The sequence below is a fragment of the Bradyrhizobium sp. CCBAU 53338 genome (assembly GCF_015291665.1).
Lineage (GTDB): Bacteria > Pseudomonadota > Alphaproteobacteria > Rhizobiales > Xanthobacteraceae > Bradyrhizobium.
On record NZ_CP030048.1, the window covers coordinates 6,061,042 to 6,071,944 of the forward strand.

General features: G+C 64.5%; 12 protein-coding genes. 6 read left to right on the plus strand and 6 right to left on the minus strand.

The genetic code is table 11. From position 1 onward, the window contains the following. Positions 1-4 precede the first annotated feature (4 nt). From XH90_RS28335 to XH90_RS28345, 3 genes are all read left to right on the plus strand, one after another. Positions 5-181 (plus strand): hypothetical protein, encoded by a 177-nt coding sequence (locus tag XH90_RS28335; protein WP_194477571.1) that lies wholly within the window; start codon positions 5-7, stop codon positions 179-181. 117 nt (positions 182-298) lie between these two features. Beyond that, positions 299-1,114: an arylamine N-acetyltransferase gene (locus tag XH90_RS28340; protein WP_194477572.1), complete on the plus strand. Its 816-nt coding sequence runs from the start codon at positions 299-301 to the stop codon at positions 1,112-1,114. A gap of 174 nt (positions 1,115-1,288) precedes the next feature. Next, positions 1,289-2,878 (plus strand): gamma-glutamyltransferase family protein, encoded by a 1,590-nt coding sequence (locus XH90_RS28345; RefSeq protein WP_194477573.1) that lies wholly within the window; start codon positions 1,289-1,291, stop codon positions 2,876-2,878. A gap of 2 nt (positions 2,879-2,880) precedes the next feature. Here the strand turns inward: XH90_RS28345 and XH90_RS28350 are convergent, their stop codons facing one another. From XH90_RS28350 to XH90_RS28365, 4 genes are read right to left on the minus strand one after another with little or no spacing between them, the layout of a single operon-like run. Then, a complete protein-coding gene (locus XH90_RS28350) occupies positions 2,881-4,164 on the minus strand; it encodes an FAD-binding oxidoreductase (protein WP_194477574.1) in 1,284 nt (427 codons plus the stop codon). A 13-nt stretch (positions 4,165-4,177) separates the two neighbouring features. Next, complete coding sequence (locus tag XH90_RS28355; protein ID WP_194477575.1) at positions 4,178-4,909, minus strand: amino acid ABC transporter ATP-binding protein; 732 nt, start codon at positions 4,907-4,909, stop codon at positions 4,178-4,180. After that, positions 4,906-5,559: an amino acid ABC transporter permease gene (locus XH90_RS28360; protein WP_194477576.1), complete on the minus strand. Its 654-nt coding sequence runs from the start codon at positions 5,557-5,559 to the stop codon at positions 4,906-4,908. The genes XH90_RS28355 and XH90_RS28360 overlap by 4 nt, the downstream gene beginning before the upstream one ends. Before the next feature lie 24 nt (positions 5,560-5,583). Next, positions 5,584-6,342: an ABC transporter substrate-binding protein gene (locus XH90_RS28365; RefSeq protein WP_194477577.1), complete on the minus strand. Its 759-nt coding sequence runs from the start codon at positions 6,340-6,342 to the stop codon at positions 5,584-5,586. 178 nt (positions 6,343-6,520) lie between these two features. Here XH90_RS28365 and XH90_RS28370 point away from each other — a divergent pair, with 178 nt between their 5' ends. Beyond that, positions 6,521-7,183, plus strand: coding sequence for a helix-turn-helix domain-containing protein (locus XH90_RS28370; protein WP_194477578.1), 663 nt, complete (start codon positions 6,521-6,523; stop codon positions 7,181-7,183). A 55-nt stretch (positions 7,184-7,238) separates the two neighbouring features. On the opposite strand, the gene XH90_RS28375 is transcribed toward XH90_RS28370, so the two are convergent. Together XH90_RS28375 and XH90_RS28380 are read right to left on the minus strand one after the other, a co-directional pair. Then, on the minus strand, positions 7,239-8,504 hold the full coding sequence (locus tag XH90_RS28375) for a D-amino acid dehydrogenase (RefSeq protein WP_194477579.1): 1,266 nt from the start codon (positions 8,502-8,504) through the stop codon (positions 7,239-7,241). Between the two features lie 70 nt (positions 8,505-8,574). Then, positions 8,575-9,903 (minus strand): aspartate aminotransferase family protein, encoded by a 1,329-nt coding sequence (locus XH90_RS28380; protein WP_194477580.1) that lies wholly within the window; start codon positions 9,901-9,903, stop codon positions 8,575-8,577. Between the two features lie 148 nt (positions 9,904-10,051). Between XH90_RS28380 and XH90_RS28385 the strand changes: the two genes are divergently transcribed. Both XH90_RS28385 and XH90_RS28390 read left to right on the plus strand, forming a co-directional pair. After that, on the plus strand, positions 10,052-10,600 hold the full coding sequence (locus XH90_RS28385; protein WP_011085008.1) for a cupin domain-containing protein: 549 nt from the start codon (positions 10,052-10,054) through the stop codon (positions 10,598-10,600). A gap of 150 nt (positions 10,601-10,750) precedes the next feature. Beyond that, positions 10,751-10,903 carry a hypothetical protein gene (locus XH90_RS28390; protein ID WP_194477581.1) on the plus strand — a complete coding sequence of 51 codons (153 nt, stop codon included), beginning with the start codon at positions 10,751-10,753 and terminating at the stop codon, positions 10,901-10,903.

A 10,903-nucleotide genomic window follows, 5' to 3' on the forward strand; every position in this document is an offset into this window, starting at 1 on the left:
TGCCATGCTGCTTGCTTCACTGAGCCTGCTCCGCCAACCCTTCACCTTCGTCGCCACAAAATGGCAGAAGCTGGTGCAGATCGCCGGCAACCCCTATCGTCCCGAGCTGCACTACATGCGCGGCCCGGGCCCGAAATGGCACGCCAAGTATCAGGCCAGCCGCCTGAACCGCGGGCTCTGAGCGCGCCATACCGGGCGCGGCGGGCGCCTGCCACGACCCACCGCGGTCATCCGGCCCTTTCAAGATTGAGCGTTCCTGTCTACGTTGCGCCCCAATTTTCAAGCTGGGAGCGCTTTCATGTCCAATGAATTTAGGCTGTCCAATTATCTGGCTCGGATCGGCCATGGCGGCCCTGTAAGGCCGGACCTCGCGACGCTCACCGCGCTCCATGCCGCCCATGTCAACGCGATCCCGTTCGAAGGTCTCGATCCGCTCCTCGGCCGGCAAGTCCGACTCGATCTCGCTTCGGTCCAGGCCAAGCTCGTCGACAGCAGGCGCGGCGGTTATTGCTTCGAGCAGAACGCGCTGTTCAAGGCCGCGCTTGAGACGATCGGCTTTGCCGTGACCGGCCTGTCCGGCCGCGTGCGCTGGATGTCGCCGCCAGAAAGCCCGCTCGGTCCGAAAGTCCATATGCTTCTCAAGGTCGACCTGCCGGAAGGCCCCCATATCGCCGATGTCGGTTTCGGCGCCTGCGTGATGGATGCTCCCTTGCGGTTCAAGACCGAGATCGAGCAGCCGACTGCAATGGGCACCTTCCGGCTCGGCGAGACCAACGGGCTGTTTTCAATCAGCGCCAGACAACCCCAGGGCTGGCGAACGATGTATGTCTTTGACCTGGAGCCCCAGATCCAGTCCGACTACGAGCTAGGAAACTATTTCACCTCCACCAGCTCGCTTGCGCCCTTCACTAGCACCCTGATCCTGGAACGCGTTGATGCCGACAAGCGTTACAAGCTCGCGAACCGTCGATTGACGATCGAGGCGCGAGAGGGCGAGGTGCGCCACGAACGCACGATCGACAGCGCCCATGACCTAGGCCAGGTGCTCCAAGAGACGTTCAATGTCGAGCTACCCGGCCCGACAGACGACGTCTTCGGACGGATCGGCGGATAGCCGACGCCTATTGCCGGCCCACGGAATCATTGACGCGCGGCCGCGCCAGCTTCACATCAGCCATCTCGCAGGTGGATGTTCTCGCTCACCGCAATGTGCCATTGTCCGCGACGCTGCCGCCGATTGAAGAGCCGACCGTCAACGCAACGAAGCCAAGGCAAAGCCGAAAACATCATGCCTCACCAGTTCAGCCTCAACCAAACCGTCCGCAAACCCGCCGTGAAATCCAAGGGCGGCATCGTCGCGTCGCAATCGCGGCGGGCGGCCGAGGTGGGGGCGCAGGTGCTGGCGGCGGGCGGCGACTGCGTCGACGCGATCGTGGCAACCACTTTTGCGCTGAACGTGCTGGAGCCCTGGAACAGCGGGATCGGCGGCGGAGGCGCGATGGTGCTCTACCGCGCCAAGGAAAATCGGTATGAGGTGATCGACTACGGCATGTGCGCGCCACTGAGCATCCGCGCGTCCGATTACCCCATCGTCGGAGACCGCCTCGCGACCGACCTGTTTCCGTGGCCGCGGGTGAAGGACGACCGCAACGTTCACGGCCCCGGCGCGATCGCTGTGCCAGGCGTCGTCGCCGGCATGGAAGAAGCGCACCGTCGATACGCCAGGATGTCGTGGAAGGAGCTGGTCGCTCCGGCGGCCGCGCTCGCCGGCGAAGGCCTGCTGGTGGACTGGTGGACCGAGCTGACGATCGCGGGCTCGGCGACAGACCTTCGGCGCTATCCCGCGAGTGCAGCGATGTTCTTGAAGGACGGCCTGCCCCCGAGCCCGCCCTGGAGCATCGAGGCCGAGATCCGGTTGCCGCAGGACAATTTGAAGGCCACGCTGCTGCACCTCGCCGAGGCCGGGCCGCGCGACTTCTATCAGGGCGATCTCGCCAGGAGCATCGCGTCCGACGTCAAGGCCGACGGCGGCTCCCTGTCGGTCGAGGATCTCGCCGCATTCCGCGCCCACCCGCGAGAGCCGCTGGCGATCCCCTATCGCGGCGGCAAGGTGTATGCGACGCCGGAACTCACGGCCGGGCCGACCATGGCGCATGCGCTGCGCCTGTTGCAGCAGAATTTGATGCCGGCACGCGCGCCGGATGCGGCCGCTTATGCTGAATATGCCGTTGCCCTGCAAGAGGCCTACCGCGAGCGGCTCAAGGACATGGGCGATGCCGACGGCAAGCGCTCGCTCGGCGCCGAATATCTCGCGCCGGCCTGCACCACGCATTTCTCCGTGGTCGACCGGGACGGCAACGTCGCCGCGGTGACGCAGACGCTGCTCTCGTCCTTTGGCTCGAAATATGTCACGCCGCACACCGGCATTCCCATGAACAACGGCATCATGTGGTTCGACCCGACGCCGGGCACCACCAACTCGCTCGCCCCAGGCAAGCGCTGCCTCACCAACTACACGCCTGTCATCGCCGAGACCAAGGACGGCAAGCGCCTCGCGGTCGGGGCTTCCGGCGGCCGCCGCATCCTGCCGTCGGTGATGCAGCTCGTGTCCTTTGCGATGGATTTCGACATGGATCTCGATGCCGCCATCCACCAGCCCCGCATCGATTGCAGCGAAGGCGCGATCGTCCTCGGCGACACCAGGCTGCCGGCGGATACACGCAAGGCGCTTGCCGCACGCTTCGACTACAGGGAAGCGCCGGTGCAGACCCTGCCGATGAAATTCGCCTGCCCGAGCGTCGTGATGCGCGACGGCGATACGAATTCCGGTGCGGTCGAGATATTCCAGCCCTGGGCCGACGCGGTAGCGGAAGGTTAAGGCTAGATCCCCAACCGGTCACGCACGCGGCCGGCAATCACCGCTGTTGTCACGCCGACCGGCCAGAACGCGTGCATCGGGATCGGATTGATGCCGGTGACGGGCATGTCGATCTCGGCCTTGGCGCCACCGATCAGCCGACGCGCGAGCTGCGCGCCCATTGCAGTGGAGAGCGCAACCCCGCGGCCGTTGCAGCCGAGCGAGATCAGAATGCCTTCCGCGGGCTCGTGCACATGCGGATAATGATCCCTGGTGATGGCGAGCCGGCTGTTCCAGCCGTGGGTCCAGGCCACGCCTTTCAGTTGCGGCCACAGCCGCTCGGCGTAGCGGATGAGATAGGCGACGTCATCAGGCGAGTTGATCCAGCGCATCGGCCCCCGGCCGCCCATCAGGAGGCGGTTGTTCTGGTCAACGCGGTAGTAGACCGTGATGTGGCCGCTCTCATAGAGCACGGGCCGCGTCGGCATGATCGAGCGCGCGACATCGTTCGAGAGCGGCGCGGTGGCGGCGATCGAGGAAAACACCGGCACGATGGTGCGGCGAAGCGCCGGCCAGAGATCGTCGGTGAAGCCGTTGGTGGCGAGCAGCACCTTGTCGGCATGCACGACCGCGCGCGGCGTCTCGATACGCCAGCGACTGCCGTCGCGGCGCAGCGATTGCGCCGGTGTCTCGCCGTGAACCTTCGCACCCGCCGAGATCGCGGCGCGCGCGAGGCCGCGGGCGTAGCTCAGGGGATGCAGATCGCCGCCGCGGGCGTCCAGCATGGCGCCAATGTAGCGATCAGTGCCGGTCATCTCACGCAGTTGCTCGCGATCGAGATACGTCACCGGCATACCGCGACGGATGCACTGCCGTGCGGTCTGCTCGATCGCAGCGGCGCTGGCCTCGTTATAGGCCGCGCGCAACGTCCCGTTCTGCCGCGCTTCACACGGGATCTGGTAGCGGCGAATCAGATCATGGGTGAAGTTCGGCGTGCCGTAGGAAAACTCGATCATGCGGCGGCCGAGCTCCGTGCCGAAATCGGCCTCGATCTGATCGGGATCGTGTTTCAGGCCGGGATTGGTGTGGCCGCCGTTGTTGCCGGACGCGCCCCAGCCCGGCTCCTGCGCCTCCAGCACCAGCGCCTCGACGCCCTGCTCCGCCAGATGCAGCGCCGTGGAGAGCCCCGTGTAACCGCCACCGACGATTGCCACGGATACGTTCTTGTCCGTATCGAGCGGCGGCGTCGCCACCGGCGCGACGGCGGTGTCGGCGTAGAGCGAAGGCGGCAGCGGCAGGCGCGTCATTGCAAAAGTCCGGTCAGAGCGGATGCAGCACGCGGCGCAGGAAATCCTGCGTGCGCGGATGCCGGGGTTGGTTGAGCAGCGCTTTCGCCGGCCCCTGCTCGACGATGACGCCCCCGTCGATGAACAGCACGCGATCGGCGACGTCGCGGGCAAAACCCATCTCGTGGGTGACGACGACCATGGTCATGCCGTCATCGGCGAGCTTGCGCATGACGCCGAGGACGTCGCCGACCAATTCCGGATCGAGCGCCGAGGTCGGTTCGTCGAACAGGATCGCCTTGGGCTGCATTGCCAGCGCCCGCGCGATCGCAACGCGCTGCTGCTGACCGCCGGAGAGCTGCGGCGGATGTGCATCGGCCTTTTCAACAAGGCCGACCTGGGCGAGCAGCGCGCGGCCACGCTCGATCACCTGGGCGCGGGGCTCGTTCTTCACGAAAAGCGGACCTTCGATGACATTCTCCAGTACCGTCCGATGGGGAAACAGATTGAAGCGCTGGAACACCATCGAGACTTGTGTGCGGATCGATACGATCGATGGCGCGTCGCGATCGACCTTGAGGCCTTCGACGCTGATCTCGCCGCGGTCGTAGCTTTCGAGCCCGTTGATACAGCGCAGGATGGTGGACTTGCCGGACCCAGAGGGACCGATGATGCAGACCACCTCGCCCTTCTGCACGGAGGCCGTGATGCCCTTGAGCACCTCGACCTTGCCAAAGCTCTTGTGGACGTCGCTCAGCTCGATCATTTCTTGCCCGCCCGCTTCTCGAAGTGACGGACCAGCAGGATCAGCGGGATGCTCATGGTGAGATACATCAAGGCGACCATCGTGAACACGCTGGTGTTCTTGAAGGTCGAGGACGCGATCAACTTGCCTTGCAGGGCGAGCTCGGCGACCGTGATGGTCGAGGCCTGCGAAGAGTCCTTCAGCATCATGATCATGACGTTGCCGTAGGGTGGCAGCACGATGCGCACCGCCTGCGGCAGCACCACGCGGCGCATCGTCAGCCACCAGCCCATACCGATCGATTGCGCCGCCTCGATCTGCCCCTTGTCGATGGCCTCGATGCCGGCGCGGAAGTTTTCAGCCTGGTAGGCCGAATAGGCGATGCCGAGACCGAGGATCGCGGCCTGCAAGGCGCTGAGCGTAACGCCGAGATCGGGCATCACGAAATACAGGTAGAACAGCAGCACGATGATCGGGATGCCGCGGATCACGTTGATCAGGCTGGCGCTGAGCATCGCCAGCGCCTTGATGCCGGAGACCCGCATCATCGCCCAAATCAGGCCGAGCACCGTCGAGAGCAGCAGCGAGCCGATCGTGACGATGATCGTCAGCGCGACGCCGTTCATCAGAATCGGGAAAAACTCGACGGCGTCGTGCCAGAAACCTTTCATCGGGTCGCCTGCGATGAACCGCTATCAGCCCTGAGCCTTCAGGCCCCATTTGCCGAGGATCTTGTCGATGGTGCCGTTGGCCTTGAGCTTTGCCAGCGACGCGTTGATCTTGCCGAGCAACGCGGTCTCACCCTTGCGGACGCCGATGCCGACCGAGCCGACGGTGACGGGCTTGTAGCCCTCAACGAGCCGCGTCTCGGGAAAACCGCCCTGCTTCAGGTTGTAGGCGAGGATCGGATAGTCGGCGTAGCCGGCCTTGAGACGGCCGGTGTTCACGTCACGCAGGATGTCGGGGATGGTGTCGTAGGCCTTCACGTCCGCGAACAGGCCAGTCTTCTTCAGCGCATCGACAAAGGCGGTACCGACCTGGGCACCGACCGTCTCGCCCTTCAGATCGTCCTGCGTGGCATAGGCCTTGGTATCGCTCTTCGGAACGACCAGGCCTTCGCCATAGGTGTAGATCGGATCGGAGAAATCGACGACCTCTTTCCGGGGCGCCGTGATGAACATCGCGGCGGCGATGATGTCGATCTTGCTCGAGGTCAGCGACGGGATCAGCGCCGAGAACTGCATCGGCTCGATCTGCACGTTGAAGCCGGCGTCCTTGCCGATTTCCGTGACAAGATCGACCATGATGCCCTGGATGGTGTTGGTCTTGGTGTCGAGGAACGTGAACGGAATGCCCGTCGGCGTCGAGCCGACCTTGAGCACCTGCTGCGCCGATGCGGGCGCCCCGGCGCAAAGTGCGAGCGCCGCGATTGCGGCCAGACCAATACGCTTCATCGCATCCCCCTTTGGGCTTGCCGATGACGGCGCTGGCGCATGTCCTGATCAGACATTGCGGGCCAAGCCGTTTCGGCCTATTTTCACCGATATGAAAATTTGGTCACACTTTCGCGGACGATGCAAGCGATTTTCATGCACATGAAGGAAGCGGTTTGACGTGAGCGGTGGTAAAAGAATGCGCAAACCGGCCGCCGCAAAGCCGGCGAAGAAAGCCGAGAACCGTAGCAAGAACGGCCGAAAGGCCATCGCAAAGCCGACAGAGCCCGCAATGGACGTCGCTGTCGGCCGCCGCATCCGCGATCTCAGGCGGGTCAGGCAATTCTCGCTCGAGGCGGTCGCCGCGCGGACGGATCTGTCGATCGGCTTCCTCAGCCAGATCGAACGCGGCCTGTCGTCACCATCGTTGCGTGTGCTGGCGACGCTCGCCGACGTGCTCGGCGTCGGCATCGCCGCACTGTTCGGCGCAAGCCCGAGTGCTGATGGCGCATCCGATCAGGTCGTCACACGCGGATTGCAGCGGCCCGAGCTGAAGCTTTGGCGCACGGGCGTGTCCAAGCAATTGCTGAGCCCGGCCAGCGCCGACAACAAGCTCAATCTATTCCTGGTGCATCTGGAGCCCGGCGGCTCCACCGGCGACGAGCTCTACACCCATGACGGCGAGGAAGCGGGCCTCGTGCTCGAAGGCGAGATGATGCTGACGGTGGACAGCGAGACATGGTCGCTGAAGACCGGCGACAGCTTTCGCTTTGCCAGCCGCAGGCCGCACCGGTTTTCCAATCCGGCGCAGGATGCGAAGGCCGTCGTGCTGTGGGTAAATTGCGTGACGGGGGCGGGGTAGGTTTCACCGTCATTCCGGGGCGATGCGAAGCATCAACCCGGAATGACGTCATCAATCACCCAAACCGGTGCTGATACCGCTCCACCGACAGCGCGCTCACATCCACCTCCGGCTTCTTGCCCGAGAGCATATCCGCGAGGATGCGGCCGGAGCCGCAGGACATGGTCCAGCCGAGCGTACCGTGGCCGGTGTTGAGATGGAGGTTGGCGTATTGCGTCGGGCCGATCACCGGCGGGCCGTCCGGAGTCATCGGACGCAGGCCGCTCCAGAACGTCGCCTTGGCGAGATCGCCGCCGCGCGGGAACAGATCGGTCAGGGAATGATCAAGCGTGGCGCGACGGGCGCCGTAGAGCTTGGTCGAGAAGCCCGAGATCTCGGCGGTGCCGCCGACGCGGATGCGATTGCCGAGACGGGTGATCGCGACCTTGTAGCTCTCGTCCATCACGGTCGATTCCGGCGCACCGGAGGCGTCCTTGATCGGCACCGTGATCGAATAGCCCTTCACCGGATAGACCGGCAGCGAAATGCCGAGCGGCGCAGCCATTCGCGACGAATAGCTTCCGAGTGCGAGCACGTACGAGTCGGCCTGCAACATCCCGGCGCTGGTCGCAACGCCGCTGACGCGTCCGCCATCCGTGACGATGCGGTCGATGCCGGTGTTGAACATGAAGCGCACGCCGAGCGCCTGCGCATGCTTGGCCAGCGCCTGCGTAAACATGTGACAGTCGCCGGTCTCGTCCTGCGGCAGGCGAAGCCCGCCGACGAATTTTTCCTTCACGCCTGATAGCGCCGGCTCGACCGCGATGCAGCCTTCGCGGCTCAGCGTCTCGTAAGGCACGCCGTACTGCTTGAGCACGGCGACGTCTTCGCCGGTGCCGTCGAGCTGGGCCTGGTAGCGGAACAGCTGCAGCGTGCCCTGCGCGCGCTCGTCATATTGAATGCCGATGTCGCGGCGCAGATCGCGCAGGCAATCGCGGCTGTATTCCGCGATCGGGATCATCCGGCTCTTGTTGACCGCGTAGCGCGCGCTGGTGCAGTTGCGCAGCATCTTGAGCAGCCAGACCCACATGACGGGATCGAGCTTCGGCCGGATCACCAGCGGTCCGTGCTTCATCAAGAGCCACTTGACCGCCTTCACCGGCACGCCGGGGCCGGCCCATGGCGAGGAATAACCGGGCGACACTTCGCCGGCATTGGCAAAAGACGTCTCCAGCGCCGGTTCGGGCTGACGGTCGACGACCGTCACCTCGTGGCCGGCACGGGCGAGGTAGTAGGCAGAGGTGACGCCGATGACACCGCTGCCGAGGATCAGAACTTTCACGCTTGGTCAAACTCCCGCGGCATCACGCTCGCCGCTGCAAGATAAAACTCACCAGCGGCGAGAGCAATAATCAGGCCACCTTCTTGATGGCGTCGCCGAGGATCGAGACCATCTGGTCGATGTGGTTCTTCTCGACGATGAGCGGAGGCGACATCGCGAAGCTGTCACCGCTCATGCGCAGATAGAGGCCGGTGTTGAAGCAGTCGACCATGACGTCGTAACCACGCGCACCGACGGCGCCGTCGCGCGGCGCGAGCTCGACCGCGCCCATCAGCCCGCAATTGCGGATGTCGACGACGTTCGGCAGGCCCTTCAGCTGATGCAGCGTATCGCGCCAGTATTCGGCCATCGTCGCACCGCGCGTCAGCAGGCCCTCGTCCTTGTAGATGTCGAGCGTGGCGATACCGGCGGCGCAGGCGGTCGGATGCGCCGAATAGGTGTAGCCGTGGAACAGCTCCATCTGGTTCTCGGGGCCGACCATCATGCCGTCATGCACCTTGCGGCTCGCGAACACCGCGCCGCAGGGAATGGTGCCGTTGGTGATGCCCTTGGCGGTCGTCATCAGGTCCGGCGTGACGCCGAAGAAGTTGGCGGCGAACGGCGTGCCGAGACGGCCGAAACCGGTGATGACCTCATCGAAGATCAGAAGGATGCCGTGCTTGTCGCAGATCTCGCGCAGGCGTTGCAGATAGCCCTTCGGCGGCGGCAGCACCGCGGTCGAACCCGGCACCGGCTCGACGATCACGGCGGCGATGGTCTCGGCGCCGTGGAGGCCGACGAGACGATCGAGATCGTCGGCGAGTTCGGCGCCATGCTCCGGCTGATCCTTGGCGAAGGCGTTGCGGCTGAGGTCGTGGGTGTGGCGGATGTGGTCGACGCCCGGCAGCAGGGTGGTGAAGGCGCGGCGGTTGGCGACCATGCCGCCCACCGAGGTGCCGCCGAAACCGACGCCGTGATAGCCGCGCTCACGGCCAATCAGCCGGGTGCGGCTGGCCTGGCCGTTGGCGCGATGATAGGCGAGCGCGATCTTCAGCGCGGTGTCGACCGATTCAGAGCCGGAGTTGGTGAAGAAGACGCGATCGAGGCCCTTCGGCGCGATCTCGGCGAGACGCTCGGCGAAGTCGAATGCCAGCGGATGACCCATCTGGAACGACGGCGCGAAGTCCAGCGTCATCAGCTGCCGCTCGACGGCGGCGGCGATCTGCTTGCGGCCGTGGCCGGCGTTGACGCACCAGAGGCCGGCGGAGCCGTCGATCACCTTGCGGCCGTCAACGGTGGTGTAGTGCATGCCCTCGGCCGAGGAGAACAGGCGCGGCGCCTTCTTGAACTGACGGTTGGCCGTGAACGGCATCCAGAACGAGTCGGTCTTGATAGTGTTCGGAATCTGATGAAGGGTCACGGGCCACGCTCCTTTGCTGACGCCATAGCAGAGCCACGGCTTCGATAGCGCAACAAGTCCTTTTCTGAAGACCTGCAAGCCATTGATTTTACTGGGTCATCCGGTCCATATTTGCGCGATCCGCAACACTTGCAACAGGGCCAGAGGCATGAGCGTCGACATCGGTGGACGGCTGCGATTCATCCGGGCGCGCCAGAAGCTGTCGCAGCGCGAGCTCGCCAAGCGCGCCGGCGTCACCAATTCGACGATCTCGCTGATCGAATCCAACCAGATGAACCCCTCGGTCGGCGCGCTCAAGCGCATCCTCGACGGCATCCCGATGGGACTCGCCGAGTTCTTCGCGCTGGAGCCCGAGAGCCGCCGCAAGATCTTCTATCGCGCCGAGGAACTCACCGAGGTCGGCAAGAAGCCGATCTCCTATCGGCAGGTCGGCGACAATCTGTTCGGCCGCAGCCTGCAAATCCTGAAGGAGCGCTACGAGCCCGGCAGCGACACAGGTCGCGTGCACCTCGTTCATGACGGCGAGGAAGGCGGCATCGTGATCTCGGGCAAGCTCGAGGTCACGGTCGAGGATGAGCGCCGCATCCTCAATCCCGGCGACGCCTATTATTTCGAGAGCCGGCGCCCGCATCGCTTCCGCTGCGTCGGCGGCAAGCCATGCGAAGTGATCTCGGCCTGCACCCCACCGACATTCTGAAGCGCGATCGCTTTATCCGGGATCTTACGGAGCCACCGGTATCTTACGGTGCTTGAGGTATCTCAATTTCCGCGCGGCAGTCTTCTATATGTTGCGAGCAATAGTCTAGCCGAGAGACGTTCCGGCACTGCTTCACAACCGGGCTCGCAGATGAAGATCACGCTCGCCAATGCAGAGGCTGCGCTCGATGAAGTGCAGCGCGACACCGACAAGCTCCATTCGCAGGAGCTTCGCAAGGCGATTGCCGAACACATCGAGACGCAGCGAGAGGCGATCAAGGCCCTCCGCAAGAAGCTGCATTGA

What these genes read in the sequence shown, in the direction of transcription:
- XH90_RS28345 (WP_194477573.1), top strand. Translation starts at nt 1,289, where the DNA reads ATGCCTCACCAGTTCAGCCTCAACCAAACCGTCCGCAAACCCGCCGTG.
- XH90_RS28385 (WP_011085008.1), top strand. Translation starts at nt 10,052, where the DNA reads ATGAGCGTCGACATCGGTGGACGGCTGCGATTCATCCGGGCGCGCCAG.
- XH90_RS28350 (WP_194477574.1), bottom strand. Translation starts at nt 4,164, where the DNA reads ATGACGCGCCTGCCGCTGCCGCCTTCGCTCTACGCCGACACCGCCGTC.
- XH90_RS28335 (WP_194477571.1), top strand. Translation starts at nt 5, where the DNA reads ATGCTGCTTGCTTCACTGAGCCTGCTCCGCCAACCCTTCACCTTCGTC.
- XH90_RS28355 (WP_194477575.1), bottom strand. Translation starts at nt 4,909, where the DNA reads ATGATCGAGCTGAGCGACGTCCACAAGAGCTTTGGCAAGGTCGAGGTG.
- XH90_RS28390 (WP_194477581.1), top strand. Translation starts at nt 10,751, where the DNA reads ATGAAGATCACGCTCGCCAATGCAGAGGCTGCGCTCGATGAAGTGCAG.
- XH90_RS28365 (WP_194477577.1), bottom strand. Translation starts at nt 6,342, where the DNA reads ATGAAGCGTATTGGTCTGGCCGCAATCGCGGCGCTCGCACTTTGCGCC.
- XH90_RS28360 (WP_194477576.1), bottom strand. Translation starts at nt 5,559, where the DNA reads ATGAAAGGTTTCTGGCACGACGCCGTCGAGTTTTTCCCGATTCTGATG.
- XH90_RS28340 (WP_194477572.1), top strand. Translation starts at nt 299, where the DNA reads ATGTCCAATGAATTTAGGCTGTCCAATTATCTGGCTCGGATCGGCCAT.
- XH90_RS28370 (WP_194477578.1), top strand. Translation starts at nt 6,521, where the DNA reads ATGCGCAAACCGGCCGCCGCAAAGCCGGCGAAGAAAGCCGAGAACCGT.